General features: G+C 68.2%; 32 protein-coding genes. 31 read left to right on the top strand and 1 reads right to left on the bottom strand.

Annotation, left to right across the window (positions count from 1 at the left end):
• Positions 1-214: 214 nt before the first annotated feature.
• From H295_RS0113220 to H295_RS0113180, 9 genes are all read left to right on the top strand, one after another.
• Positions 215-679: a DUF1707 and DUF4190 domain-containing protein gene (locus H295_RS0113220; RefSeq protein ID WP_020135818.1), complete on the top strand. Its 465-nt coding sequence runs from the start codon at positions 215-217 to the stop codon at positions 677-679.
• A gap of 452 nt (positions 680-1,131) precedes the next feature.
• Positions 1,132-1,503, top strand: a complete 372-nt coding sequence (rpsL, locus tag H295_RS0113215; RefSeq protein WP_003948652.1) for a 30S ribosomal protein S12 — start codon at positions 1,132-1,134, stop codon at positions 1,501-1,503.
• A gap of 2 nt (positions 1,504-1,505) precedes the next feature.
• Entirely contained in the window at positions 1,506-1,976 is a 471-nt protein-coding gene (gene rpsG, locus H295_RS0113210; RefSeq protein WP_007384059.1) for a 30S ribosomal protein S7, read from the top strand.
• A gap of 39 nt (positions 1,977-2,015) precedes the next feature.
• On the top strand, positions 2,016-4,142 hold the full coding sequence (gene fusA, locus H295_RS0113205) for an elongation factor G (protein WP_020135817.1): 2,127 nt from the start codon (positions 2,016-2,018) through the stop codon (positions 4,140-4,142).
• A 154-nt stretch (positions 4,143-4,296) separates the two neighbouring features.
• Positions 4,297-5,490: an elongation factor Tu gene (tuf, locus tag H295_RS0113200; protein WP_007384061.1), complete on the top strand. Its 1,194-nt coding sequence runs from the start codon at positions 4,297-4,299 to the stop codon at positions 5,488-5,490.
• Between the two features lie 327 nt (positions 5,491-5,817).
• Positions 5,818-7,014 (top strand): acyltransferase family protein, encoded by a 1,197-nt coding sequence (locus H295_RS0113195; protein ID WP_020135816.1) that lies wholly within the window; start codon positions 5,818-5,820, stop codon positions 7,012-7,014.
• 75 nt (positions 7,015-7,089) lie between these two features.
• Positions 7,090-7,479 (top strand): hypothetical protein, encoded by a 390-nt coding sequence (locus H295_RS43200; protein ID WP_324606058.1) that lies wholly within the window; start codon positions 7,090-7,092, stop codon positions 7,477-7,479.
• Between the two features lie 38 nt (positions 7,480-7,517).
• Positions 7,518-8,348 carry a hypothetical protein gene (locus H295_RS0113185; RefSeq protein WP_020135815.1) on the top strand — a complete coding sequence of 277 codons (831 nt, stop codon included), beginning with the start codon at positions 7,518-7,520 and terminating at the stop codon, positions 8,346-8,348.
• Between the two features lie 422 nt (positions 8,349-8,770).
• Positions 8,771-9,280, top strand: a complete 510-nt coding sequence (locus tag H295_RS0113180; protein WP_020135814.1) for an RICIN domain-containing protein — start codon at positions 8,771-8,773, stop codon at positions 9,278-9,280.
• 27 nt (positions 9,281-9,307) lie between these two features.
• Here H295_RS0113180 and H295_RS0113175 read toward each other — a convergent pair whose 3' ends face one another.
• Positions 9,308-10,039 carry an IclR family transcriptional regulator gene (locus tag H295_RS0113175; protein ID WP_028809319.1) on the bottom strand — a complete coding sequence of 244 codons (732 nt, stop codon included), beginning with the start codon at positions 10,037-10,039 and terminating at the stop codon, positions 9,308-9,310.
• 189 nt (positions 10,040-10,228) lie between these two features.
• Between H295_RS0113175 and H295_RS47900 the strand changes: the two genes are divergently transcribed.
• The 22 genes from H295_RS47900 to rplO all read left to right on the top strand — a co-directional run bounded on the left by H295_RS47900 (position 10,229) and on the right by rplO (position 23,666).
• Positions 10,229-13,312, top strand: a complete 3,084-nt coding sequence (locus H295_RS47900) for an AfsR/SARP family transcriptional regulator (protein WP_234021599.1) — start codon at positions 10,229-10,231, stop codon at positions 13,310-13,312.
• A gap of 445 nt (positions 13,313-13,757) precedes the next feature.
• Complete coding sequence (gene rpsJ / locus H295_RS0113165; protein WP_003948644.1) at positions 13,758-14,066, top strand: 30S ribosomal protein S10; 309 nt, start codon at positions 13,758-13,760, stop codon at positions 14,064-14,066.
• 17 nt (positions 14,067-14,083) lie between these two features.
• Positions 14,084-14,728: a 50S ribosomal protein L3 gene (gene rplC / locus H295_RS0113160; protein WP_020135811.1), complete on the top strand. Its 645-nt coding sequence runs from the start codon at positions 14,084-14,086 to the stop codon at positions 14,726-14,728.
• 4 nt (positions 14,729-14,732) lie between these two features.
• Positions 14,733-15,389 carry a 50S ribosomal protein L4 gene (rplD, locus tag H295_RS0113155; RefSeq protein ID WP_020135810.1) on the top strand — a complete coding sequence of 219 codons (657 nt, stop codon included), beginning with the start codon at positions 14,733-14,735 and terminating at the stop codon, positions 15,387-15,389.
• Positions 15,389-15,808, top strand: coding sequence for a 50S ribosomal protein L23 (gene rplW, locus H295_RS0113150; protein WP_020135809.1), 420 nt, complete (start codon positions 15,389-15,391; stop codon positions 15,806-15,808). Before rplD ends, rplW begins: the two co-directional genes overlap by 1 nt.
• A 38-nt stretch (positions 15,809-15,846) precedes the next feature.
• Positions 15,847-16,683 (top strand): 50S ribosomal protein L2, encoded by an 837-nt coding sequence (rplB, locus tag H295_RS0113145; protein ID WP_007384068.1) that lies wholly within the window; start codon positions 15,847-15,849, stop codon positions 16,681-16,683.
• Between the two features lie 12 nt (positions 16,684-16,695).
• Positions 16,696-16,977, top strand: coding sequence for a 30S ribosomal protein S19 (gene rpsS / locus H295_RS0113140; protein ID WP_007384069.1), 282 nt, complete (start codon positions 16,696-16,698; stop codon positions 16,975-16,977).
• 44 nt (positions 16,978-17,021) lie between these two features.
• The gene (gene rplV / locus H295_RS0113135; RefSeq protein WP_003974262.1) at positions 17,022-17,369 is read left to right on the top strand and encodes a 50S ribosomal protein L22; all 348 of its coding nucleotides are present in this window, start codon (positions 17,022-17,024) and stop codon (positions 17,367-17,369) included.
• Positions 17,369-18,193, top strand: a complete 825-nt coding sequence (gene rpsC / locus H295_RS0113130; RefSeq protein ID WP_020135808.1) for a 30S ribosomal protein S3 — start codon at positions 17,369-17,371, stop codon at positions 18,191-18,193. Before rplV ends, rpsC begins: the two co-directional genes overlap by 1 nt.
• Before the next feature lie 5 nt (positions 18,194-18,198).
• Positions 18,199-18,618, top strand: coding sequence for a 50S ribosomal protein L16 (rplP, locus tag H295_RS0113125; protein WP_004927269.1), 420 nt, complete (start codon positions 18,199-18,201; stop codon positions 18,616-18,618).
• Positions 18,618-18,842, top strand: coding sequence for a 50S ribosomal protein L29 (rpmC, locus tag H295_RS0113120; RefSeq protein ID WP_005481220.1), 225 nt, complete (start codon positions 18,618-18,620; stop codon positions 18,840-18,842). The genes rplP and rpmC overlap by 1 nt, the downstream gene beginning before the upstream one ends.
• Positions 18,842-19,129, top strand: coding sequence for a 30S ribosomal protein S17 (gene rpsQ, locus H295_RS0113115; protein ID WP_007384073.1), 288 nt, complete (start codon positions 18,842-18,844; stop codon positions 19,127-19,129). The genes rpmC and rpsQ overlap by 1 nt, the downstream gene beginning before the upstream one ends.
• A gap of 245 nt (positions 19,130-19,374) precedes the next feature.
• Positions 19,375-19,743: a 50S ribosomal protein L14 gene (rplN, locus tag H295_RS0113110; protein ID WP_003998823.1), complete on the top strand. Its 369-nt coding sequence runs from the start codon at positions 19,375-19,377 to the stop codon at positions 19,741-19,743.
• A gap of 2 nt (positions 19,744-19,745) precedes the next feature.
• Entirely contained in the window at positions 19,746-20,069 is a 324-nt protein-coding gene (rplX, locus tag H295_RS0113105) for a 50S ribosomal protein L24 (protein WP_003992365.1), read from the top strand.
• On the top strand, positions 20,069-20,626 hold the full coding sequence (gene rplE / locus H295_RS0113100; protein WP_020135807.1) for a 50S ribosomal protein L5: 558 nt from the start codon (positions 20,069-20,071) through the stop codon (positions 20,624-20,626). The genes rplX and rplE overlap by 1 nt, the downstream gene beginning before the upstream one ends.
• Before the next feature lie 5 nt (positions 20,627-20,631).
• On the top strand, positions 20,632-20,817 hold the full coding sequence (locus H295_RS0113095; RefSeq protein ID WP_003956452.1) for a type Z 30S ribosomal protein S14: 186 nt from the start codon (positions 20,632-20,634) through the stop codon (positions 20,815-20,817).
• 210 nt (positions 20,818-21,027) lie between these two features.
• Positions 21,028-21,426, top strand: coding sequence for a 30S ribosomal protein S8 (gene rpsH, locus H295_RS0113090; protein ID WP_007384075.1), 399 nt, complete (start codon positions 21,028-21,030; stop codon positions 21,424-21,426).
• A 25-nt stretch (positions 21,427-21,451) separates the two neighbouring features.
• Complete coding sequence (gene rplF / locus H295_RS0113085; RefSeq protein WP_007384076.1) at positions 21,452-21,991, top strand: 50S ribosomal protein L6; 540 nt, start codon at positions 21,452-21,454, stop codon at positions 21,989-21,991.
• A 3-nt stretch (positions 21,992-21,994) separates the two neighbouring features.
• Complete coding sequence (gene rplR / locus H295_RS0113080; RefSeq protein WP_020135806.1) at positions 21,995-22,378, top strand: 50S ribosomal protein L18; 384 nt, start codon at positions 21,995-21,997, stop codon at positions 22,376-22,378.
• A 39-nt stretch (positions 22,379-22,417) separates the two neighbouring features.
• A complete protein-coding gene (gene rpsE, locus H295_RS0113075; protein WP_009190144.1) occupies positions 22,418-23,023 on the top strand; it encodes a 30S ribosomal protein S5 in 606 nt (201 codons plus the stop codon).
• 2 nt (positions 23,024-23,025) lie between these two features.
• On the top strand, positions 23,026-23,208 hold the full coding sequence (gene rpmD, locus H295_RS0113070) for a 50S ribosomal protein L30 (RefSeq protein ID WP_003974250.1): 183 nt from the start codon (positions 23,026-23,028) through the stop codon (positions 23,206-23,208).
• 2 nt (positions 23,209-23,210) lie between these two features.
• Positions 23,211-23,666, top strand: a complete 456-nt coding sequence (rplO, locus tag H295_RS0113065; protein WP_003974249.1) for a 50S ribosomal protein L15 — start codon at positions 23,211-23,213, stop codon at positions 23,664-23,666.
• Positions 23,667-23,791: the final 125 nt, after the last annotated feature.

The following is a 23,791-nucleotide window of genomic DNA, read 5'->3' as shown; positions in this document are numbered from 1 at the left end:
GGGGTGCTCCGTGTCGCAACCGTCGTGGCAGCCGTGGCAGGGCAAGGACGAGTGGCCGTCAGAGTCGGGCAGAGAGGCTCCGGCGGATGGTCCGGTCGCCCGGCCCTGGACCGGTGCGCGAGGCCCTGTCGCGCGGCCCTGGGCCGGGTACGCGGCCCCGCATCCCGGCGCCTCCCCGTATCCCGGTGCCTCCCCCTATCCCGGCGCCTCCGCCATGCTCGCCTCCCATGCCGACCGTGAGCGGGCCGTGGACGTGTTGCGGGCCGGGTACGGCGAGGGGCGGCTGGAGAAGGGGGAGTTCGACAAGCGGGTGGAGCGGGCGTACGGGGCGCGGACCGTGGGGGAGCTGGCGCTGCTCGTGTCAGATCTGCCGCTCGGGCCCGTGCCGCAGCCGGCGCCCTTCACCGCCGTACCCCGGACGTTCCTGCCGCCTCCGCGGCCGCGGGCGAACGGGAAGGCCGTCGGAGCCGCAGTGTGCGGGCTGCTGTGCGTGCCGACGGCTGGGTTCACCGGCATCCCCGCGGTGATCCTCGGACATGCGGCGCGCGCGGAGATGGAGCGGACGGGGGAGAGCGGCGACGGGCTCGCGCTGACCGGGCTGGTGCTCGGCTGGCTCTCGGTCGCCGCGTGGTCGGTGCTGGTGACCCTGATGGTGGCGGTGGGGCTCGCTTCCGGGTGACGCCGGAGGGGTGGGGCGGTGGTCCTGCCTGCGGGTGACGCTCGTGGTGGTGTCGCCGCGTGCGGGTCGCCCCGGCCGGTGGTCTTCCCTGCGGGTGCGGGCGTAGCGGGTGCGGGCCGGTCGTCCTGCCCGACCGTGGTTCTCCATGTGCGGAATGTGAAATCGAAGATCGTCCGCGGCGTAGGGGCTTGACACGGAGTGCATAACGATGCGGCCCGACCCCATTTGTTTTGACCGCAGCGAATGAGCTAGGTACGCTCAGACCTTGTGCCTGGGGTGTGCCCTGGCTCTCGTGCGTGCCTTCAACCGCATCGCGAGCTGTGAGCGGCCACCGTAATCTGTGCTCTTTTCGCCTTGCGGCGGGAGTCCGCCGGATTCGACACACCCGACCGCGTGGGTCGGCGACGTTCCAGGTTAGCTTCACCATTCGGCACACAGAAACCGGAGAAGTAGTGCCTACGATCCAGCAGCTGGTCCGCAAGGGCCGGCAGGACAAGGTCGAGAAGAACAAGACGCCCGCACTCGAGGGTTCCCCTCAGCGTCGTGGCGTCTGCACGCGTGTGTTCACGACCACCCCGAAGAAGCCGAACTCGGCCCTGCGTAAGGTCGCGCGTGTGCGTCTGACCAGCGGGATCGAGGTCACTGCTTACATTCCGGGTGAGGGACACAACCTGCAGGAGCACTCCATCGTGCTCGTGCGCGGCGGCCGTGTGAAGGACCTGCCCGGTGTTCGCTACAAGATCATCCGCGGCTCCCTTGACACCCAGGGTGTCAAGAACCGCAAGCAGGCCCGCAGCCGCTACGGCGCCAAGAAGGAGAAGTAAGAATGCCTCGTAAGGGCCCCGCCCCGAAGCGCCCGGTCATCATCGACCCGGTCTACGGTTCTCCTCTTGTCACGTCGCTCATCAACAAGGTGCTGCTGAACGGCAAGCGCTCCACCGCCGAGCGCATCGTGTACGGCGCCATGGAGGGCCTGCGCGAGAAGACCAGCAACGACCCGGTCATCACGCTGAAGCGCGCGCTGGAGAACATCAAGCCCACGCTTGAGGTCAAGTCCCGCCGTGTCGGTGGCGCCACCTACCAGGTGCCGGTCGAGGTCAAGCCCGGCCGCGCCAACACGCTGGCGCTGCGCTGGCTGGTCGGTTACTCCCGCGCCCGTCGCGAGAAGACCATGACCGAGCGTCTGCTCAACGAGCTTCTCGACGCTTCGAACGGCCTCGGTGCGGCCGTCAAGAAGCGCGAGGACACCCACAAGATGGCCGAGTCCAACAAGGCCTTCGCGCACTACCGCTGGTAGTCGCAGACCCCATCGAGACCGAGAGAAGACCGAAGCCTTATGGCTACCACTTCACTTGACCTGGCCAAGGTCCGCAACATCGGGATCATGGCCCACATCGACGCGGGCAAGACGACCACCACCGAGCGGATCCTCTTCTACACCGGCGTCAGCTACAAGATCGGTGAGGTCCACGACGGCGCTGCCACCATGGACTGGATGGAGCAGGAGCAGGAGCGTGGCATCACGATCACCTCTGCTGCCACCACCTGTCACTGGCCGCTCGAGGACAACGACTACACGATCAACATCATCGACACCCCCGGGCACGTCGACTTCACGGTCGAGGTGGAGCGTTCGCTCCGCGTCCTCGACGGTGCCGTCACGGTGTTCGACGGTGTCGCGGGTGTGGAGCCGCAGTCCGAGACGGTGTGGCGTCAGGCCGACCGTTACGGTGTGCCGCGCATCTGCTTCGTGAACAAGCTGGACCGTACCGGCGCCGAGTTCCACCGCTGTGTGGACATGATCTCGGACCGTCTGGGCGCCGTCCCGCTCGTCATGCAGCTGCCGATCGGTGCCGAGATGGACTTCAAGGGCGTTGTGGACCTGGTCCGCATGAAGGCGCTCGTGTGGTCCGCCGAGGCGGCGAAGGGCGAGATGTACGACGTCGTCGACATCCCGGCCACGCACACCGAGGCCGCCGAGGAGTACCGCGGCAAGCTGGTCGAGGCCGTCGCCGAGAACGACGACGAGATCATGGAGCTGTTCCTGGAGGGCCAGGAGCCCACCGAGGAGCAGCTGTACGCCGCGATCCGTCGCATCACCATCGCGTCCGGCAAGTCCGACGGCGTCACCGTCACCCCGGTGTTCTGTGGCACCGCGTTCAAGAACAAGGGCGTCCAGCCCCTGCTCGACGCGGTCGTGCGCTACCTGCCGACCCCGCTCGACGTCGAGGCCATCGAGGGCCACGACGTCAAGGACCCCGAGGTCGTCGTCAAGCGCAAGCCGTCCGACGACGAGCCGCTGTCCGCGCTGGCGTTCAAGATCATGAGCGACCCGCACCTCGGCAAGCTCACCTTCGTCCGGATCTACTCCGGTCGCCTGGAGTCCGGCTCCGCGGTGCTGAACTCCGTCAAGGGCAAGAAGGAGCGCATCGGCAAGATCTACCGTATGCACGCGAACAAGCGTGAGGAGATCGAGTCGGTGGGCGCCGGCGACATCGTCGCCGTCATGGGCCTGAAGCAGACCACCACCGGTGAGACGCTGTCCGACGACAAGAACCCGGTGATCCTGGAGTCCATGGACTTCCCGGCGCCGGTCATTCAGGTCGCCATCGAGCCCAAGTCCAAGGGTGACCAGGAGAAGCTGGGTGTCGCCATCCAGCGTCTCGCGGAGGAGGACCCCTCCTTCCAGGTCCACTCGGACGAGGAGACCGGCCAGACCATCATCGGTGGTATGGGCGAGCTGCACCTCGAGGTGCTGGTCGACCGTATGCGCCGTGAGTTCAAGGTCGAGGCCAACGTCGGCAAGCCGCAGGTCGCGTACCGCGAGACGATCCGCAAGGCCGTCGAGCGCGTGGACTACACCCACAAGAAGCAGACCGGTGGTACCGGTCAGTTCGCCAAGGTGCAGATCGCGATCGAGCCCATCGAGGGCGGCGACGCCTCGTACGAGTTCGTGAACAAGGTCACCGGTGGCCGTATCCCGAAGGAGTACATCCCTTCGGTGGACGCCGGTGCGCAGGAGGCCATGCAGTTCGGCATCCTGGCGGGCTACGAGATGACGGGCGTCCGCGTCACGCTTCTCGACGGTGCCTACCACGAGGTCGACTCCTCCGAGCTCGCGTTCAAGATCGCCGGCTCGCAGGCCTTCAAGGAGGCCGCGCGCAAGGCGTCCCCCGTGCTGCTCGAGCCGATGATGGCCGTCGAGGTCACCACGCCCGAGGACTACATGGGTGAGGTCATCGGCGACATCAACTCCCGCCGTGGTCAGATCCAGGCCATGGAGGAGCGGGCCGGTGCCCGCGTCGTGAAGGGCCTCGTGCCCCTCTCGGAGATGTTCGGCTACGTCGGAGACCTCCGCAGCAAGACGTCGGGTCGCGCAAGCTACTCGATGCAGTTCGACTCCTACGCCGAGGTTCCGCGGAACGTCGCCGAGGAGATCATCGCGAAGGCCAAGGGCGAGTAACGCACCGCGTTCGCACGCTTTAGGCTTGACTCCGGAGCCCGGAGGGGCATTCACCCCCATTTGTGGGGGAGTGCCCCCGGGCCGAGGCTTTCCAGCAAAGATCACCTGGCGCCGATGAAGCAAGGCGTTCAGAACCACTCCACAGGAGGACCCCGTGGCGAAGGCGAAGTTCGAGCGGACTAAGCCCCACGTCAACATCGGCACCATCGGTCACATCGACCACGGTAAGACGACCCTCACGGCCGCCATTACCAAGGTGCTGCACGACGCGTACCCGGACCTGAACGAGGCCTCGGCCTTCGACCAGATCGACAAGGCTCCCGAGGAGCGCCAGCGCGGTATCACCATCTCCATCGCGCACGTCGAGTACCAGACCGAGACGCGTCACTACGCCCACGTCGACTGCCCCGGTCACGCGGACTACATCAAGAACATGATCACGGGTGCGGCGCAGATGGACGGCGCCATCCTCGTGGTCGCCGCCACCGACGGCCCGATGCCGCAGACCAAGGAGCACGTGCTCCTGGCCCGCCAGGTCGGCGTTCCCTACATCGTCGTCGCCCTGAACAAGGCCGACATGGTGGACGACGAGGAGATCCTGGAGCTCGTCGAGCTCGAGGTGCGTGAGCTCCTCTCCGAGTACGAGTTCCCGGGCGACGACGTTCCCGTCGTCAAGGTCTCGGCGCTCAAGGCTCTCGAGGGCGACAAGGAGTGGGGCCAGTCGGTCCTGGACCTGATGGCCGCCGTCGACGAGGCGATCCCGCAGCCCGAGCGTGACGTCGACAAGCCGTTCCTGATGCCGATCGAGGACGTCTTCACGATCACCGGTCGTGGCACCGTCGTCACCGGTCGTATCGAGCGTGGTGTCCTCAAGGTCAACGAGACCGTCGACATCATCGGCATCAAGACCGAGAAGACCACCACCACGGTCACCGGCATCGAGATGTTCCGCAAGCTGCTCGACGAGGGCCAGGCCGGTGAGAACGTCGGTCTGCTCCTCCGTGGCATCAAGCGCGAGGACGTCGAGCGCGGCCAGGTCATCATCAAGCCGGGTTCGGTCACGCCGCACACCCAGTTCGAGGCCCAGGCCTACATCCTGTCCAAGGACGAGGGTGGCCGCCACACGCCGTTCTTCAACAACTACCGTCCGCAGTTCTACTTCCGTACGACGGACGTGACCGGCGTCGTGACCCTCCCCGAGGGCACCGAGATGGTCATGCCGGGTGACAACACCGAGATGAAGGTGGAGCTCATCCAGCCCGTCGCCATGGAAGAGGGCCTGAAGTTCGCCATCCGTGAGGGTGGCCGGACGGTCGGCGCCGGCCAGGTCACCAAGATCACCGCCTGATCTTGACCTGACAGGTCTCCGAGACCCCGTAGGTCTCTGAAGGGGCCCGTACGACTTCGGTCGTACGGGCCCCTTCGCATGCGCTCGCCCGCGTCGCCTTCGCATGCGCTCGCCCGCGTCGTACAGGGGGTTGCACGCGGGGCGGGTGAAGAGTCGGCGAACTCTGCCGTACGTCTTCCGAAGGCTTGGGCCAACTTCCCGCGGGGGCTGTCCCGAATGTTCCCGTCCGCTCACTGTGCGGTGGTTGTGAGGGTCGTAGCCTGAGGCGTCCGATGGCCACACCGGGCCCGGATTCCCTCGCGAGGACGGACGGACACGCAGGTGTCGATGCAGGACGCGGAACAGCGCAGAACGTCGATACCGAGGCGGCTCGTCGGCGGCCTGCAACAGCCGCTTCCGCCCCTCGCCACCACCGCTCCGGTACGGCAGCCCGCGCGGCACGCCGTCGTCCGCGACCGCGCCGGCCGTCGTCTCTACGCCATCGACGGCATCCGGCTCCTGGCCGCCCTCATGGTCGCCGTGCACCACTACGCCGGCACCAACCGGGTGGACCAGCCCGGCAACCGCGTCTGGGACCGGCCGGTGTCCGACATCATGCCGACGGTCTTCCGGTTCGCCTCCTACGGCTGGATCGGCGTCGAGATCTTCTTCGTGATCAGCGGCTTCGTGATCTGCATGTCGTGCTGGGGCCGCAGTCCGCGCCAGTTCTTCGTGTCGCGGGTGATCCGCCTCTACCCCGCGTACTGGTTCGCCGTCGCCTTCACGACCGTCGTGCTGGCGCTGCTGCCCGGCGTCTGGGACCGGCTGCGCACCCGGGACGTCCTCCTCAACGTCACGATGCTCCAGTCCGGTTCGGGCGTCATGAACGTCGACGGCGTCTACTGGACCCTGTGGTCGGAGCTCCGCTTCTATCTGCTCTTCCTTTTCGCCGTCTGGACCGGCCTGACCTACCGCAAGGTCGTCGTCTTCTGCTGCGTCTGGGGAGCCGCGGCGATGCTCGCCCCGATCTCGAAGCTCCCCCTGCTCGAACTGGTCGCCAACCCGGAGGGCGCCTGGTACTTCATCGCCGGCCTCGCGCTGTACCTGATGCACCGCTTCGGCCAGGACCTGCTGCTGTGGGGCATCCTGGCGATGGCCTGGCTGATGGGCCAGCGCGAACTGGGCATCCGGATCGACGAGGTCGAGCATGTGTCGGGATGGCGGGGAAGCGTGCTGATCTTCACCGTGTTCCTGCTGGCCATGGTCGCCATCGCCCTCGGCGCCACGGACCGCGTCCGCGGGAGGTGGCTGGTGACGGCGGGTGCGCTGACGTATCCGCTGTACCTGATGCACTACGCGGCCGGTACGACCCTGATCAACCGCCTCCGCGACACGATGGACGCCCGTCTGCTGGTCGTCTCCGTCCTCGCCGGGTTCATGCTGCTGAGCTGGCTGGTGCACCGGTTCGTGGAGCGACCGGTGGCAGGACTGCTGAAGCGGGGGCTCGACACGTCGTTCGCGCGGCTGCGGAACGCGAGCGGCTGACATCCGTAGGACGGCCCTCTGTTCTGAGTACGAACACTCATGCGGCCCGATGTGTCCGCGCGCTGTGATGGACCCATGCCGGACCTCATGCTCGACGACGACCGCGCGACCGGAGCCTGGGTCGCCCCGCTGGTCTCGACGCTTCTGACCCTGCCCGCCTGCGTGCTCGTCTACTTCGTCGGCGGCTTCTCGGCGATGGCCTGCGACTCCTGCTCGGCCCCCGAGGCCGACCGCTTCGAGTCGAGCTTCGGCATCGCGTTCCCGGTGCTGCTCGGCGGGCTGGGCCTCGCGCTGTTCCTGCTGGCGGCGAGCTGGGCTCTGCCGTGGGAGCGCCGGAGCACGGCTCGGAGGGTGTGGGGTTCGCGCTTGCGGCGCCGGTGTTGGTGGCGGGTGTGTACGTGGTGTTCAGGGTGCTGGTGGCCTGGCCGTAGACCAAGTAAGAGTCATGTTCAGGTCATGGGATAGTCTGCCTCCTCCTTTTCCGCGCCACGAAAGAGGTGGTAATGACCACTGGCAGACGTACGGCCACCGGGGCCGCGCTCGTGGGGGCCCTCGCCCTCACTCTCCTGAACGCTCCGGCGGCCCACGCCCAGGACACCGGGATCAAGGTGTCCGACATCGTGATCAACAAGGGCAAGCCGATCGTGGTCGGCACGTCGAAGGTGGTGGAGCCGTCCCTCACCTTCACGATCACGCTGCCGGCCGGGTACAGCACGAGCGACCCGTTCCGGTACAGCGCGGACCCCTTCCTGTACCGGGGGCGCCTGTCGCAGGACCTGGACGCCGACTTCGACGACTACATAGGTCCCGGTGGCTACACCTGCTACGAGCAGAGCGACAAGGTGGCCGACTGCGAGGGGTCCCTCTACATCGACCCCGACCGGACTCACGACGAGGTCGACTCCAACGCCGACGCCACCACCTGGAAGACCGGCGTCTCCCTGCTCCTGTTCAAGGCCAACGGCAACCTCGCGGCCCACGAGCGCGAGACCCGGCCCCTGACCGTCCGGCTGAAGCGGGCGGCGAAGGTCACCGTCGACGCCTCGCCGGAGCCGGTCGTCAAGGGCAGGAAGATCACCGTCACCGGCAGGCTCACCCGGGCGGACTGGGCGACCAAGAAGTACGGCGGCTACGGCGGCCGTTCGGTGAGCCTCCAGTTCCGGGCGACGGGCACGAGCTCCTTCGTCACGGTCAAGAAGGTCACCACGAGCAGCACCGGCGCCCTGAAGACCACGGTCACCGCCTCGAAGGACGGGACGTGGCGATGGGCGTACGGGGGCAACGACACGACTGGAGCGACGACCAGTGGTGGGGACCACGTGGACGTGCGCTGACGCGGGCGGACTGACTGCGTGGCCGGGGCTTGACCGCGCCGGCTGCACGGGCGGTGCCGTGCCGCCGACGAGTCGCAGCGAGGGAGGCGGTGGGGCGAACCCGCCGATTCCGAGTGCTGCCTCGCGCCGGTGGGTGATGAGGTCGAGGCTGCCTTCGCTGTCCTGGGGGTAGCCGGGGGCGGTATGTGCGGGGCCGGGGGTTCGTTCACCGGGGTGTGCCTCCGGGCTTCCCACGTCCGCGACTCCAAGCCCCCGCCGCCGGCCGCACCTTCTCCGTCACGCCCTCCGCCTGGGCCACCTCCACCGCCGCAGTGAAGCTCCCGGCGGTCGCCGATCCGCTGAGCGGAACAGGACACGACACCCGGCTCACTGCGCAGCAGGCTGCGCAGTGCAACGTCCAGCGAGAGAGTCGGAGAAGACGGATGTCCAAACGACGTGGCCTGTTGGCGCTTCTCACCGCCGGGTTCGCGATGCTGACCATCGCCTCGGTCAGCACACCCGCGCAGGCGGCGGGGTTCACCCCGATCAACGTCTGGAAGTCGAGCCATTGCCTCGACAACGCTACCGAGAACGCGTCGAAGCTCCACATGTGGAAGTGCACCGGCGGTCCCGAGCAGAAATGGCTGGAGGGGTTCAACACCACGACCGGCTACTTCACCTTCACCAACCAGAACACGGGACGGTGCATCACCGCGCCCGCCTCCGGCACCGGGACGGTCACCGTGCAGTTCTGCAACGCCGCCGCGGCCAACCAGCAGTGGCGGGTGTACTTCGCGGACAACCCGGAGGGCCCGCCGTCGGGCTGGTACGACGTCTGGCAGAACGTGTCGAGCGGGTTCTGTCTGTCGACGCCGAGCGTGGCCAACGGCACGCTCCTTCAGACGACCCCCTGTGATCCCTCCGACCTGTACGACCGGTGGCACACCCAGTAGGAGGAGCCCACTGGGAGGGGGCGGTGTTCAGCGGTGGCCCAGGGCACCGCTGATCGCCGCCCCCGCGCGCCGTGCCGCGTCGGCGAGCCGTTCCAGGTGGTGCGACGGGTCGGCCAGCACGCTCAGCGCCGCTATCGGCGCACGGTCCGTGCCGTACAGCGGCACGGCCGCACAGCACACTCCCTCCAGCACCCGCTCGCGGTCGAAAGCGGCGCCCAGGTCCCGTATCGCCTCCGCCTCGCGCTGCCAGACGGCGGGCAGCGGGCCCAGCGGGAGTCCGGGGCGGGCCCCGGCGAGCAGGACCTTTCCGGCCGCCGTGTACCAGGGCCAGGTCGTCTCTGTGTCCGGCGCGCCGATGGACGGGGCCCGGCCGGGCGTCCAGTCCAGGATCAGGGTCTGGCCCCGCCACAGAACACTGAGGGCGACCGGCATGCCGGTGGCGGCGGCCAGCCGTCTCGCCGGTTCGCGCGCGGCCGTCCGCAGGCCGGGCAGCGGCTGCCAGCGCTGCCCGAGCTGGTACACGCGCGGGCCGATCCCGTAGCCGACGCCGTTGCGCTGCACCGCGCCGAGCTCGATCAGCTGCTCCAGCAGCCGGTACGCGGTCGTCTTGGGCAGCCCGCACTCCGCCGCCAGCCTGGTCAGCCTCGCCCCCTCGGCCCGCTCCATCGCTCTCAGCAGCGCGAACGCGCCCTCCAGCACGCCACGCCCGCCGGCCCCGGTCACGGGCGCGGGTGTGGACACCGATGTCGCCTGGTTCATCGGCGGATCCCCCGTTTTCTCTCTGGTCGTAGCGCCTCCCGCTCCCCCGTGGCGGGAGGCGCTACGACCAGAGTGGGGGGCGGGTCTGGGGCGGGAGGTTGCCGAAAGGTTGTCGCGCCGCGTTCTCCTGCGGGCATTCTGTGAACAAAATGTGCCTGGGAGGTAGAACTCTTGGTTCAGTTACGGCTGTTGGGGCCAGTCGAGCTCGAGCTGCGGGGACGGGTCGAGGAGCTCGGGCCGCCGCAGCGCCGTGCCGTGGTGGCCGCTCTCGCGGTGGACGCCGGTCGGCCGGTCCCGGTCGACGTACTGACCGAGAGGATCTGGGGTGCCGATCCGCCGGCCGGTGCGCGGCGGGCTCTGTACGCCCATATCGCCAGGATCCGGCGGGTCTGCGAGCGGACGGGCGACGTCGGCGAGGAGCCGTTACGGCTGCTGCGGCGTTCCGGTGGGTACCAGCTGGAGGCGGGCCAGGACCAGGTTGACCTGCACCGGTTCCGTCGGCTGGACGAGCTGGCCCGCCGGCCCGGACAGCCCGCCGGTGCCCAGGTGTCGCTGCTGCGGGAGGCGCTCGCCCTCTGGCGCGGCGAGCCGCTGACCGGGCTGGACGGTCCGTGGGCCGGGCGGGTACGGCAGGCATGGCACCGCCGACGTGTCGACGCGGCCGTTCTGCTGGCCGAGGGGGAACTCCGCGAGGGCGACCCCGCCGCCGTCGTACAGCCGCTGACCGAACTGCTGGGGGAGTACCCCCTGGCGGAGCCCCTGGCCGAGGTGCTGATGAGGGCACTGCACGCCGTGGGGGACAGCGCGGGGGCGCTGCGCTGCTTCGCGGAGCTCAGGCACCGGCTGGCGGAAGAGCTGGGGGCGGACCCGGGAGAACGGCTCGCCGGGACGAACGCGGCGATTCTGCGGGGGCGGAGATTCGGCGGGGGCGGGCGCACGACGTCCGCCGGGGACCCTGTGGGGACAGGGAGGCCGGCCCAGGACGGGCGGCGTCCCGGAGCGGACGGCGGCCGGTCCGGGACGTATGTCACCGGTGGGGCGCGGAGCCCGGTCGGTGCTCCGCCCGCGACGGGACCCGCCCTGCCGTCCCCGGCCGCCCCCGTTCGGACGGCACGCGTCGCTCCCTCCGCGCCGCCTGGGCCGGCCGCGGTCGCGCCACCGGACGAGGTCGCCGCCGTCCGGCCGCCGGCCTCGGCCGCCCCCTCGGCGTCCGGCGAGAGGAGTTCCGGCACCGGGGCGCCGCCGCGGCCCTCGCTCGACGTCCCGGCTCAACTCCCCATGAGCGTCAGGGGCTTCACCGGTCGTGTCGAAGAGCTCGCACGGCTCCACGATCTCCTGGCCGAGGTCGAGCGGCAGCCGACGGCCGTTGTCGTCTCGGCCCTCTCCGGCACCGCCGGCGTGGGCAAGACCGCGCTCGCCGTGCACTGGGCGCGACAGGTGCGGGCGGAGTTTCCGGACGGGCAGGTCTACGTGAACCTGCGGGGCTTCGACCCGGGCGGCGCCGCGGTGGGTGCCGCCGAGGCGATCCGCGGGTTCCTCGACGCCTTCGGGGTGCCCGCGAACCGGGTGCCGCGTGGCCTCGACGCCCAGGCGGCGCTGTACCGCAGTCTGCTGGCCGGCCGGCGGGTCCTGATCGTGCTCGACAACGCCCGGGACGCGGACCAGGTGCGCCCACTGCTGCCCGGGGCGCCCGGCTGTCTGGCGCTCGTCACCAGCCGCAACCGGCTCACCGGACTGGCGGTCACCGAAGGCGCCCATCTGCTCCCCGTCGACCTGCTCGCCCCGGCCGAGGCCCGCGAACTGCTGGCGGGGCGGCTCGGGGCCGTCCGGATGGCCGCCGAGCCCGCGGCGGTGGACGAGATCGTCGTGCGGTGCGCCGGGCTGCCGTTGGCCCTGGCCGTCGTGGCCGCCCGCGCCTCCGGCCTGCCCGGACTGCCGCTCGCCGGGCTCGCCGAGGAGCTGCGGACGGCCGACCGCCGACTGGACCCGCTGGACGGCGGCGACTCGCTCACCGGAGTGCGGTCGGTGTTCCAGTGGTCGTACCGGCTGCTGAGCCCGGCGGCCGCCCGGCTCTTCCGGCTGCTGGGCCTGCACCCCGGACCCGACACCGCCGTACCGGCCGCGGCGGCCCTGGCCGGGGTCACGGCCCCCGAGGCGCGGACGCTGCTCGCCGAACTCACCGAGGCGCAGCTGCTCACCGAGCACCGGCCCGGCCGGTACACCTTCCACGACCTGCTGCGCGCGTACGCCGCCGAGCTGACCGCCGTACACGACAGCGACGACACCCGGCGCACCGCCGTGCACCGGCTGCTCGACCACTACCTCCACACCGCCTACGCCGCCGACGCGCTGCTGACCCGGCGGCGGGACCCGATGACGCTCGCCCCGGCGCTGCCCGGCGCCCTGCCGGGACGGCCCACCGGGCCCGACGAGGCGCTGGCCTGGTTCGCCGCCGAGCACTCCGTCCTGCTGTCCGCGGTGCAGCACGGGCAGCCCGGTTTCGAGGCCCACACCTGGCAGCTGGCCACCACGCTCGGCACCTTCCTGGAACGGCAGGGGCACTGGCAGGCGCTGGCCGACGCGCACACCACCGCCCTGGACAGCGCCCGGCGCGGCCAGGACAAGGCCGGTCAGGCCAACGCCCACCGCGGCCTCGGGCTCGCCTGGCACCGGCTTGGCAACGTCGACCGCGGCCGTGAGCACTGTCTGCTGGGCCTCGCCCTGTTCGAGGAGCTCGGCAACGACGCCGGACAGGCCCGGATCCGCCAGAACCTGGCCATCGCGGGCTCGGCGCGGGGTGACCACGCGGAGGCGCTGGAGCACGCCCGGCTGAGCCTCGGCCACTTCCGCGCCGCGCACGACCGCGGCGGACAGGCCATCGCCCTGAACCAGATCGGCTGGTATCTCGCCAAACTCGGCGACCACCGCGAGGCGCTCACCTCCTGCCGGCAGGCCCTCGCCGCCGTACAGGAGATCGGTGACCTCAACGGCGAGGCACACACCTGGGACAGCCTCGGCTACGTCCACCGCCTCCTCGGGCGGTTCGCGGAGGCGGTGGACTGCTACGAGCAGGCGCTACGGCTGTTCAGGAAGACCGGGGACCGGCGCAGCGAGGCGATCGGCCTGGCCTACCTGGGCGACACCCTCGATGCCGCGGGGGAGCCGGAGGCGGCGCGCGGCGCCTGGACGCGGGCGCTGGCCGTCTTCGACGAGCTGGGCCTGCCGGAGGCGGACCCCCTGCGCGACCGGCTCCGCCGCCCTCCGCCTCCGTAACCCCTTTGTGGTCAGGGCATCTCCGGGATCGTGGAACGGGGGCGGTTTGTTCCGCGAGCGGTCCGCGTGTTTGACCTGCGTCACTCTCGGGGTATTGTCTCCGGCTCGATTGGCCAGGCCCATGCCCCGTATGGCAGACTAGCGGGGTTGCTCGGTCGAGTGTTGATGCTGCGCGCCTCCCGCCGGGGGGACCGGAAGCGAGTCCCACAGTACTCGTCGCCCTAACTGCCTCACGGCAGCGCTGGGGCGGACGTACGGGAATCTTCCGGGAAGTGTCAGTGCGGCGCCGACCAGGCACCCGGTGAACCTCTTTCTCAGGCAAAAGATGTTCGAACAAGGGACATCTATGTCGGCGAGGGTGCGACACACCCGACCGCGTGGGTCGGCGGAAGTCAAGGGAACACCGGGTTCCAGAGCTGTAGAGAGACAGGACTAACGAGTAGCCATGGCGGGACAGAAGATCCGCATCCGGCTCAAGGCCTACGACCACGAGGTCATCGACTCCTCGGCGAAGAAGATCGTCGAGACGGTGACGCGTACTGGTGCGTCGGTCGCGGGCCCGGTGCCGCTGCCCACTGAGAAGAACGTGTACTGCGTCATCAAGTCGCCGCACAAGTACAAGGACTCGCGCGAGCACTTCGAGATGCGCACGCACAAGCGCCTGATCGACATCCTCGACCCGACCCCCAAGACCGTTGACTCTCTGATGCGACTCGACCTCCCGGCCGGTGTCGACATCGAGATCAAGCTCTGAGGCCGGTGATCTGAACGATGGCTAAGCAGATCAAGGGCATCCTGGGCGAGAAGCTCGGCATGACGCAGGTGTGGGACGAGAACAACCGTGTTGTTCCGGTCACCGTCGTCAAGGCCGGCCCCAATGTCGTGACCCAGGTCCGTACGAACGATGTCGACGGCTACGAGTCCGTCCAGATCGCGTTCGGCGAGATCGACCCGCGCAAGGTGAACAAGCCCCTCAAGGGCCACTTCGCCAAGGCTGACGTCACTCCCCGCCGCCACCTCGTCGAGATCCGTACCGCTGACGCCAGCGAGTACACCCTCGGCCAGGAGATCACCGCTGAGGTGTTCGAGGCCGGCATCAAGGTCGACGTGACCGGCAAGAGCAAGGGCAAGGGCTTCGCCGGTGTCATGAAGCGTCACAACTTCAAGGGCCTCGGCGCCGGTCACGGCACCCAGCGCAAGCACCGCTCGCCCGGTTCCATCGGTGGCTGCGCCACCCCGGGCCGCGTGTTCAAGGGCCTCCGCATGGCGGGTCGCATGGGCAACGAGCGGGTCACCACCCAGAACCTGACCGTTCACGCCGTTGACGCGGAGAAGGGCCTGCTGCTCATCAAGGGCGCGGTTCCTGGTCCGAACGGCGGCCTCGTCCTGGTCCGCACCGCGGCCAAGGGGGCCTGAGGATATGAGCACCATTGACATTCTGTCGCCCTCCGGCGACACCGCCGGGACCGTCGAGCTCCCGGCCGAGATCTTCGACGTCGAGAAGGTCAGCATCCCGCTGATCCACCAGGTCGTCGTCGCGCAGCTGGCCGCTGCCCGCCAGGGCACGCACAAGACCAAGACGCGTGGCGAGGTCCGTGGTGGCGGCAAGAAGCCGTACCGCCAGAAGGGCACCGGCCGCGCCCGTCAGGGTTCGACCCGTGCGCCGCAGTTCGCCGGCGGTGGCGTCGTCCACGGCCCCGTGCCGCGTGACTACTCGCAGCGGACCCCGAAGAAGATGAAGGCCGCGGCCCTGCGCCACGCCCTCACCGACCGGGCCCGTCACAACCGGATCCACGTCGTCTCCGGCGTCGTCGAGGGTGCGAACCCGTCGACGAAGGCCGCCAAGACGCTGTTCGGCAAGATCTCGGAGCGCAAGAACCTGCTCCTGGTCGTCGACCGCGCCGACGAGGCCTCGTGGCTGTCCGCCCGCAACCTGCCCCAGGTCCACATCCTGGAGCCGGGCCAGCTGAACACGTACGACGTTCTCGTCTCGGACGACGTGGTCTTCACCCAGGCCGCTTTCGAGTCCTTCGTGTCCGGCCCGAAGGCCAATGACACCGAAGGGAGCGAGGCCTGATGGCTACGCGTCACCCGAGCATCGCCTCCAAGGCTGCGAAGGCCGCCAAGGCCGCGCGCGTCGCCAAGGCGCGCCGCCACGCCGCCGAGGGCAAGAACACCGTCGTCACCGCGCCCAGCAAGGCGTTCACGGACCACCGTGACGTGCTGCTGAAGCCGGTCGTGTCCGAGAAGAGCTACGCGCTTCTCGACGAGGGCAAGTACACGTTCATCGTCGCCCCCAACGCCAACAAGACCCAGATCAAGCAGGCCGTCCAGGCGGTCTTCTCGGTCAAGGTCACCGGCGTGAACACGCTCAACCGCCAGGGCAAGCGCAAGCGCACGAAGACCGGTTTCGGTCAGCGTGCGGGCAGCAAGCGCGCGATCGTGACCCTTGCCGAGGGCGACCGTATCGACATCTTCGGCGGTCCGACCGCGTAAGCGGGTCGGATCGTCCGATATCGGACGAGGACTGAGAAATGGGAATCCGCAAGTACAAGCCGACTACGCCGGGCCGTCGTGGCTCCAGCGTCGCCGACTTCGTCGAGGTCACGCGGTCCACGCCGGAGAAGTCGCTGGTCCGCCCCCTGCACAGCAAGGGCGGCCGTAACAACGCCGGTCGTGTGACCGTTCGTCACCAGGGTGGCGGACACAAGCGCGCCTACCGTGTGATCGACTTCCGTCGTCACGACAAGGACGGCGTGCCGGCGAAGGTCGCGCACATCGAGTACGACCCCAACCGCACCGCGCGCATCGCGCTGCTGCACTACGCGGACGGCGAGAAGCGCTACATCCTCGCCCCGCGCAACCTGCAGCAGGGTGACCGCGTCGAGAACGGTCCCGGGGCCGACATCAAGCCGGGCAACAACCTGGCGCTCCGCAACATCCCGGTCGGTACCACGATCCACGCGATCGAGCTCCGTCCCGGTGGCGGCGCCAAGTTCGCCCGCTCCGCCGGTGCCTCGGTGCAGCTGCTCGCGAAGGAGGGCACCATGGCCCACCTCCGCATGCCGTCCGGTGAGATCCGCCTGGTCGACCAGCGCTGCCGCGCCACGGTCGGCGAGGTCGGCAACGCCGAGCAGAGCAACATCAACTGGGGCAAGGCCGGCCGCAAGCGCTGGCTGGGCGTCCGCCCGACCGTTCGCGGTGTGGCGATGAACCCGGTTGACCACCCCCACGGTGGTGGTGAGGGCAAGACCTCCGGTGGTCGCCACCCGGTCAGCCCCTGGGGTCAGAAGGAGGGTCGTACTCGTTCGCCGAAGAAGGCTTCGAACAAGTACATCGTCCGCCGCCGCAAGACGAACAAGAAGCGCTAGGAGCGGGTTTAGATGCCGCGCAGTCTCAAGAAGGGGCCCTTCGTCGACGACCACCTGATCAAGAAGGTGGACGCCCAGAACGAAGCCGGTTCCAAGAACGTCATCAAGACCTGGTCCCGTCGCTCGATGATCGTCCCGGCCATGCTCGGCCACACGATCGCGGTGCACAACGGCAAGACCCACATCCCGGTGTTCGTCACCGAGTCGATGGTCGGCCACAAGCTCGGCGAGTTCTCGCCGACGCGCACCTTCCGGGGTCACGTCAAGGACGACCGGAAGTCGAAGCGCCGCTAGTAGCGGATCGCATTCAGACACGTAAGTAACTGAGAGGGACAACCATGGAAGCCAGGGCCCAGGCGCGGTACATCCGCGTTACGCCCATGAAGGCCCGCCGAGTGGTGGACCTTATCCGTGGCATGGATGCCACGGAGGCTCAGGCTGTTCTGCGATTCGCTCCGCAGGCAGCCTCAGTGCCCGTCGGCAAGGTGCTGGACAGCGCCATCGCCAACGCCGCGCACAACTACGACCACACCGACGCCGACAGCCTCTTCATCTCCGAGGCGTACGTCGACGAGGGCCCGACCCTGAAGCGGTTCCGTCCGCGTGCCCAGGGCCGTGCCTACCGGATCCGCAAGCGGACCAGCCACATCACCGTGGTCGTCAGCAGCAAGGAAGGAACCCGGTAATGGGCCAGAAGGTAAACCCGCACGGGTTCCGGCTCGGTGTCACGACCGACTTCAAGTCGCGTTGGTACGCCGACAAGCTGTACAAGGACTACGTCAAGGAAGACGTCGCCATCCGTCGGATGATGACGTCCGGCATGGAGCGCGCCGGCATCTCCAAGGTGGAGATCGAGCGCACCCGTGACCGTGTGCGTGTGGACATCCACACCGCTCGTCCGGGCATCGTGATCGGCCGCCGTGGCGCCGAGGCCGACCGCATCCGCGGTGACCTCGAGAAGCTCACGGGCAAGCAGGTCCAGCTGAACATCCTCGAGGTCAAGAACCCCGAGACCGACGCTCAGCTGGTTGCCCAGGCCGTCGCCGAGCAGCTCTCCTCCCGCGTCTCCTTCCGCCGTGCCATGCGCAAGAGCATGCAGTCGGCGATGAAGGCCGGCGCCAAGGGCATCAAGATCCAGTGCGGTGGCCGCCTCGGTGGCGCCGAGATGTCCCGCTCGGAGTTCTACCGCGAGGGCCGTGTGCCCCTGCACACGCTCCGCGCGAACGTGGACTACGGCTTCTTCGAGGCCAAGACGACCTTCGGCCGCATCGGTGTGAAGGTCTGGATCTACAAGGGCGACGTCAAGAACATCGCCGAGGTCCGCGCCGAGAACGCTGCCGCCCGTGCGGGTAACCGCCCGGCTCGCGGTGGCGGTGCCGACCGCCCGGCCCGTGGTGGCCGTGGTGGCGAGCGGCGCGGTCGCAAGCCGCAGCAGGCTGCCGGTTCCGAGGCCCCCAAGGCCGAGGCTCCCGCCGCCGCTCCGGCTGAGAGCACCGGAACGGAGGCCTGACCGACATGCTGATCCCCCGTAGGGTCAAGCACCGCAAGCAGCACCACCCGAAGCGCCGTGGTCAGGCCAAGGGCGGTACGACGGTCGCGTTCGGCGAGTACGGCATTCAGGCCCTCACGCCGGCGTACGTGACCAACCGCCAGATCGAGGCGGCCCGTATCGCGATGACCCGCCACATCAAGCGTGGCGGCAAGGTCTGGATCAACATCTACCCGGACCGCCCGCTCACGAAGAAGCCTGCCGAGACCCGCATGGGTTCCGGTAAGGGTTCGCCGGAGTGGTGGATCGCGAACGTGCACCCGGGCCGGGTCATGTTCGAGCTGTCCTACCCCAACGAGAAGATCGCCCGTGAGGCCCTGACTCGCGCAGCCCACAAGCTGCCGATGAAGTGCCGGATCGTCAAGCGCGAGGCAGGTGAAGCGTGATGTCGGCCGGTACCAAGGCGTCCGAGCTGCGCGAACTGGGTGACGAGGAGCTGCTGAACAAGCTCCGCGAAGCCAAGGAAGAGCTGTTCAACCTCCGCTTCCAGGCGGCGACCGGTCAGCTCGAGAACCACGGTCGGCTGAAGGCCGTCCGTAAGGACATCGCGCGGATCTACACCCTGATGCGTGAGCGCGAGCTGGGCATCGAGACGGTGGAGAGCGCCTGATGAGTGAGAGCAACGTGACTGAGCAGACTGCAGAGGCCCGCGGCTTCCGCAAGACCCGTGAGGGTCTCGTCGTCAGCGACAAGATGGACAAGACCGTCGTCGTCGCCGTCGAGGACCGCGTCAAGCACGCGCTGTACGGCAAGGTCATCCGCCGTACCAACAAGCTCAAGGCGCACGACGAGCAGAACGCTGCCGGCGTCGGCGACCGGGTCCTCCTCGCGGAGACCCGCCCGCTGTCGGCGACCAAGCGCTGGCGCGTCGTCGAGATCCTCGAGAAGGCCAAGTAGTCCCTGCGGGGCTTCGGCCCTGAGGACAAGTTCCGCCTACTCGGCGGGCGGGTCCGCGAATGACTTGCGGACCCGCCCGCCGGGGACCGGCTGAGCTGCGTAGACGTATGCGTGAGAAGCGCAAAACGTTTGACGCTGCTCTTCCGGCAGGCCAGTAATTCCTGCGGGGCACTCCCGCAGGACGGTTCCGCCAGGCTCTCCGGTTCAACCCCCGGAGGGAACCGGCAGACAAACAGGAGATAGACGTGATCCAGCAGGAGTCGCGACTGCGTGTCGCCGACAACACTGGTGCGAAGGAGATCCTTTGCATCCGTGTGCTCGGTGGCTCCGGTCGCCGCTACGCGGGCATCGGTGACGTCATCGTCGCCACCGTCAAGGACGCGATCCCCGGTGGCAACGTGAAGAAGGGTGACGTCGTCAAGGCGGTCATCGTTCGCACCGTCAAGGAGCGCCGCCGTCCGGACGGCTCGTACATCCGCTTCGACGAGAACGCCGCCGTCATTCTGAAGAACGACGGCGACCCTCGCGGCACCCGCATCTTCGGCCCGGTCGGGCGTGAGCTGCGCGAGAAGAAGTTCATGAAGATCATCTCGCTGGCTCCGGAGGTGCTGTAAGCATGAAGATCAAGAAGGGCGACCTGGTCCAGGTCATCACCGGTAAGGACAAGGGCAAGCAGGGCAAGGTCATCGCGGCCTTCCCCCGCGAGGACCGCGTCCTGGTCGAGGGTGTCAACCGGGTCAAGAAGCACACCAAGGCCGGTCCGACCGCTCGCGGTTCGCAGGCCGGCGGCATCGTCACGACCGAGGCCCCGATCCACGTCTCCAACGTCCAGCTGGTCGTGGAGAAGGACGGCAACAAGGTCGTCACGCGTGTCGGTTACCGCTTCGACGACGAGGGCAACAAGATCCGCGTTGCCAAGCGGACGGGTGAGGACATCTGATGGCTACCACCACGACTCCGCGTCTCAAGACGAAGTACCGCGAGGAGATCGCGGGCAAGCTGCGTGACGAGTTCAAGTACGAGAACGTCATGCAGATCCCCGGCCTCGTCAAGATCGTGGTCAACATGGGTGTGGGCGACGCCGCCCGCGACTCCAAGCTGATCGAGGGCGCCATCCGCGACCTCACCACGATCACCGGTCAGAAGCCGGCCGTCACCAAGGCCCGCAAGTCCATCGCGCAGTTCAAGCTGCGTGAGGGCCAGCCGATCGGTGCCCACGTCACGCTCCGTGGCGACCGCATGTGGGAGTTCCTGGACCGCACCCTGTCGCTCGCGCTGCCGCGCATCCGCGACTTCCGTGGTCTGTCCCCCAAGCAGTTCGACGGCCGTGGCAACTACACCTTCGGTCTCACCGAGCAGGTCATGTTCCACGAGATCGACCAGGACAAGATCGACCGTACCCGGGGCATGGACATCACCGTGGTGACCACGGCGACCAACGACGCTGAGGGCCGCGCGCTCCTTCGTCACCTCGGCTTCCCCTTCAAGGAGGCGTGAGCGAGATGGCGAAGAAGGCTCTGATTGCCAAGGCTGCTCGCAAGCCCAAGTTCGGTGTGCGTGCGTACACCCGCTGCCAGCGCTGCGGCCGTCCGCACTCCGTGTACCGCAAGTTCGGCCTGTGCCGCGTGTGCCTTCGTGAGATGGCTCACCGTGGCGAGCTGCCGGGCGTGACCAAGAGCTCCTGGTAATCCCCTAGTTGGGGTTACCTGAAGCTCTCGGTAAGCAAAGGGTTTGGTCAGGGGCCCACCCCTCCATGGCTTAGGCTAGGAGGGTTGGGCGCCCTGACGCCCGTACGACTTACTACGCCGTAGGTCCACCGCACCGCACCCGCCTCGTCTCGGATCGAGGAGAGGGATGGGCACCTGGAAACCCCGGCGAGAGAGGCCGAAGGCCAATTCATGACCATGACTGATCCGATCGCAGACATGCTTACGCGTCTGCGGAACGCGAACTCGGCATACCACGACTCCGTGACGATGCCGGCGTCCAAGATCAAGTCGCACATCGCGGAGATCCTCCAGCAGGAGGGCTTCATCACGGGCTGGAAGGTCGAGGACGCCGAGGTCGGCAAGAACCTCGTCCTCGAGCTGAAGTTCGGCCCGAACCGTGAGCGCTCCATCGCGGGCATCAAGCGGATCTCCAAGCCCGGTCTCCGGGTGTACGCGAAGTCCACCAACCTGCCGAAGGTGCTCGGCGGCCTGGGCGTGGCCATCATCTCCACGTCCCACGGGCTCCTCACCGACAAGCAGGCCGGCAAGAAGGGCGTAGGCGGAGAAGTCCTCGCCTACGTCTGGTAGCGGAAAGGAATCGGAGGAAACAGCTATGTCGCGTATTGGCAAGCTCCCCATCACGGTTCCCGCCGGCGTGGACGTCACCATCGACGGCCGTACGGTTTCGGTGAAGGGCCCCAAGGGCACCCTCTCGCACACCGTCGCTGCGCCGATCGACATCGCCAAGGGTGAGGACGGCGTTCTCAACGTCACCCGCCCCAACGACGAGCGTCAGAACAAGGCCCTGCACGGCCTGTCCCGCACGCTGGTGGCGAACATGATCACCGGCGTGACCCAGGGTTACGTGAAGAAGCTCGAGATCAGCGGTGTCGGTTACCGCGTGCAGGCCAAGGGTTCGAACCTCGAGTTCGCTCTCGGCTACAGCCACCCGATCACCGTCGAGGCCCCCGAGGGCATCACCTTCAAGGTGGAGGCCCCCACCCGGTTCTCGGTCGAGGGCATCGACAAGCAGAAGGTCGGCGAGGTTGCGGCCAACATCCGCAAGCTGCGCAAGCCCGACCCGTACAAGGCCAAGGGCGTCAAGTACGAGGGCGAAGTCATCCGCCGCAAGGTCGGAAAGGCGGGTAAGTAAGCCATGGCATACGGACAGAAGATCCTGAAGGGCGACGCCTACAAGCGCGCCGCGATCAAGCGCCGTCACATCCGGATCCGGAAGAACATCTCCGGTACGGCGGAGCGTCCCCGTCTGGTCGTTACCCGTTCCAACCGCCACATCGTGGCCCAGGTGATCGACGACATCAAGGGTCACACCCTGGCGTCGGCGTCCACCCTGGACACCACGGTGCGCGGTGGCGACGGCGACAAGTCGGCGCAGGCCAAGCAGGTCGGTGCCCTGGTCGCCGAGCGCGCCAAGGCCGCCGGTGTCGAGGCTGTCGTGTTCGACCGTGGTGGCAACCAGTACGCCGGGCGCATCGCCGCCCTGGCGGACGCCGCCCGCGAAGCCGGCTTGAAGTTCTGAGCCGTTCGTAGCTAGCGGAAAAAGAGAGAGGTAATTCCAATGGCTGGACCCCAGCGCCGCGGTGGCGGTGCCGGTGGCGGCGAGCGGCGGGACCGGAAGGGCCGTGACGGCGGCGCTGCTGCCGCCGAGAAGACCGCGTACGTTGAGCGCGTTGTCGCGATCAACCGCGTCGCCAAGGTTGTGAAGGGTGGTCGTCGCTTCAGCTTCACCGCGCTGGTCGTGGTGGGCGACGGTGACGGCACCGTGGGTGTCGGTTACGGCAAGGCCAAGGAGGTGCCGGCCGCCATCGCCAAGGGTGTTGAGGAGGCCAAGAAGCACTTCTTCAAGGTCCCCCGTATCCAGGGCACCATCCCGCACCCCATCCAGGGTGAGAAGGCTGCCGGCGTTGTGCTCCTGAAGCCCGCGTCGCCCGGTACCGGTGTTATCGCCGGTGGTCCGGTGCGTGCCGTGCTCGAGTGCGCCGGTATCCACGACGTGCTGTCGAAGTCGCTCGGCTCCGACAACGCGATCAACATCGTGCACGCGACCGTGGAGGCCCTGAAGGGTCTGCAGCGTCCCGAGGAGATCGCGGCCCGCCGTGGTCTGCCCCTCGAGGACGTCGCTCCCGCGGCTCTTCTCCGTGCGCGTGCCGGGGCGGGTGCGTAATCATGGCGCAGCTCAAGATTACGCAGGTCAAGTCCTACATCGGCAGCAAGCAGAACCACCGTGACACCCTGCGTTCCCTTGGTCTCAAGGGCATCAACACGCAGGTCGTCAAGGAGGACCGCCCCGAGTTCCGCGGCATGGTGCACACCGTCCGCCACCTCGTGACGGTCGAGGAGGTCGACTGATCATGGCGGAGAACAACCCGCTCAAGATCCACAACCTCCGTCCCGCCCCGGGCGCCAAGACCGCCAAGACCCGTGTGGGTCGTGGTGAGGCGTCGAAGGGTAAGACGGCTGGTCGTGGTACCAAGGGCACGAAGGCCCGCTACCAGGTTCCGGAGCGCTTCGAGGGTGGGCAGATGCCCCTCCACATGCGTCTTCCGAAGCTGAAGGGCTTCAAGAACCCGTTCAAGACCGAGTTCCAGGTCGTGAACCTCGACAAGCTGGCCGCGCTCTACCCCGAGGGTGGCGAGGTCACCGTCGAGGGTCTGGTGGCCAAGGGTGCCGTTCGCAAGAACAGCCTCGTCAAGGTCCTCGGCCAGGGCGAGATCTCCGTGGCGCTGCAGGTGACGGTCGACGCCGTCTCCGGCTCCGCCAAGGAGAAGATCACCGCCGCCGGCGGCACGGTCACCGAGCTCGTCTGAGCGCGATGACGTAAAGCAGTACCCACCGGGGATACCTCACAACGGGGTATCCCCGGTTGGTCGTTCCACGGGGGGCAGTGTCGCCGGTAAGGTGGCCTGCACTGCTTTCTCTCATATTCGTCGAA

This window comes from Streptomyces sp. 351MFTsu5.1 (assembly GCF_000383655.1).
Taxonomy (GTDB): Bacteria; Actinomycetota; Actinomycetes; order Streptomycetales; family Streptomycetaceae; genus Streptomyces; species Streptomyces griseorubiginosus.
Note: the sequence above shows the minus strand (reverse complement) of the source record. Positions and strands in the feature narration are given on the sequence as shown.

Excerpts from the sequence above, each read along its gene's own strand:
- H295_RS0113220 (WP_020135818.1), top strand. The coding sequence starts at position 215 with ATGCTCGCCTCCCATGCCGACCGTGAGCGGGCCGTGGACGTGTTGCGG.
- rpsG (WP_007384059.1), top strand. The coding sequence starts at position 1,506 with ATGCCTCGTAAGGGCCCCGCCCCGAAGCGCCCGGTCATCATCGACCCG.
- fusA (WP_020135817.1), top strand. The coding sequence starts at position 2,016 with ATGGCTACCACTTCACTTGACCTGGCCAAGGTCCGCAACATCGGGATC.
- H295_RS0113195 (WP_020135816.1), top strand. The coding sequence starts at position 5,818 with ATGCAGGACGCGGAACAGCGCAGAACGTCGATACCGAGGCGGCTCGTC.
- H295_RS43200 (WP_324606058.1), top strand. The coding sequence starts at position 7,090 with ATGCCGGACCTCATGCTCGACGACGACCGCGCGACCGGAGCCTGGGTC.
- H295_RS0113185 (WP_020135815.1), top strand. The coding sequence starts at position 7,518 with ATGACCACTGGCAGACGTACGGCCACCGGGGCCGCGCTCGTGGGGGCC.
- H295_RS0113180 (WP_020135814.1), top strand. The coding sequence starts at position 8,771 with ATGTCCAAACGACGTGGCCTGTTGGCGCTTCTCACCGCCGGGTTCGCG.
- H295_RS0113175 (WP_028809319.1), bottom strand. The coding sequence starts at position 10,039 with ATGAACCAGGCGACATCGGTGTCCACACCCGCGCCCGTGACCGGGGCC.
- rpsJ (WP_003948644.1), top strand. The coding sequence starts at position 13,758 with ATGGCGGGACAGAAGATCCGCATCCGGCTCAAGGCCTACGACCACGAG.
- rplC (WP_020135811.1), top strand. The coding sequence starts at position 14,084 with ATGGCTAAGCAGATCAAGGGCATCCTGGGCGAGAAGCTCGGCATGACG.
- rplD (WP_020135810.1), top strand. The coding sequence starts at position 14,733 with ATGAGCACCATTGACATTCTGTCGCCCTCCGGCGACACCGCCGGGACC.
- rplW (WP_020135809.1), top strand. The coding sequence starts at position 15,389 with ATGGCTACGCGTCACCCGAGCATCGCCTCCAAGGCTGCGAAGGCCGCC.
- rplB (WP_007384068.1), top strand. The coding sequence starts at position 15,847 with ATGGGAATCCGCAAGTACAAGCCGACTACGCCGGGCCGTCGTGGCTCC.
- rpsS (WP_007384069.1), top strand. The coding sequence starts at position 16,696 with ATGCCGCGCAGTCTCAAGAAGGGGCCCTTCGTCGACGACCACCTGATC.
- rplV (WP_003974262.1), top strand. The coding sequence starts at position 17,022 with ATGGAAGCCAGGGCCCAGGCGCGGTACATCCGCGTTACGCCCATGAAG.
- rpsC (WP_020135808.1), top strand. The coding sequence starts at position 17,369 with ATGGGCCAGAAGGTAAACCCGCACGGGTTCCGGCTCGGTGTCACGACC.
- rplP (WP_004927269.1), top strand. The coding sequence starts at position 18,199 with ATGCTGATCCCCCGTAGGGTCAAGCACCGCAAGCAGCACCACCCGAAG.
- rpmC (WP_005481220.1), top strand. The coding sequence starts at position 18,618 with ATGTCGGCCGGTACCAAGGCGTCCGAGCTGCGCGAACTGGGTGACGAG.
- rpsQ (WP_007384073.1), top strand. The coding sequence starts at position 18,842 with ATGAGTGAGAGCAACGTGACTGAGCAGACTGCAGAGGCCCGCGGCTTC.
- rplX (WP_003992365.1), top strand. The coding sequence starts at position 19,746 with ATGAAGATCAAGAAGGGCGACCTGGTCCAGGTCATCACCGGTAAGGAC.
- rplE (WP_020135807.1), top strand. The coding sequence starts at position 20,069 with ATGGCTACCACCACGACTCCGCGTCTCAAGACGAAGTACCGCGAGGAG.
- H295_RS0113095 (WP_003956452.1), top strand. The coding sequence starts at position 20,632 with ATGGCGAAGAAGGCTCTGATTGCCAAGGCTGCTCGCAAGCCCAAGTTC.
- rpsH (WP_007384075.1), top strand. The coding sequence starts at position 21,028 with ATGACCATGACTGATCCGATCGCAGACATGCTTACGCGTCTGCGGAAC.
- rplF (WP_007384076.1), top strand. The coding sequence starts at position 21,452 with ATGTCGCGTATTGGCAAGCTCCCCATCACGGTTCCCGCCGGCGTGGAC.
- rplR (WP_020135806.1), top strand. The coding sequence starts at position 21,995 with ATGGCATACGGACAGAAGATCCTGAAGGGCGACGCCTACAAGCGCGCC.
- rpsE (WP_009190144.1), top strand. The coding sequence starts at position 22,418 with ATGGCTGGACCCCAGCGCCGCGGTGGCGGTGCCGGTGGCGGCGAGCGG.
- rpmD (WP_003974250.1), top strand. The coding sequence starts at position 23,026 with ATGGCGCAGCTCAAGATTACGCAGGTCAAGTCCTACATCGGCAGCAAG.
- rplO (WP_003974249.1), top strand. The coding sequence starts at position 23,211 with ATGGCGGAGAACAACCCGCTCAAGATCCACAACCTCCGTCCCGCCCCG.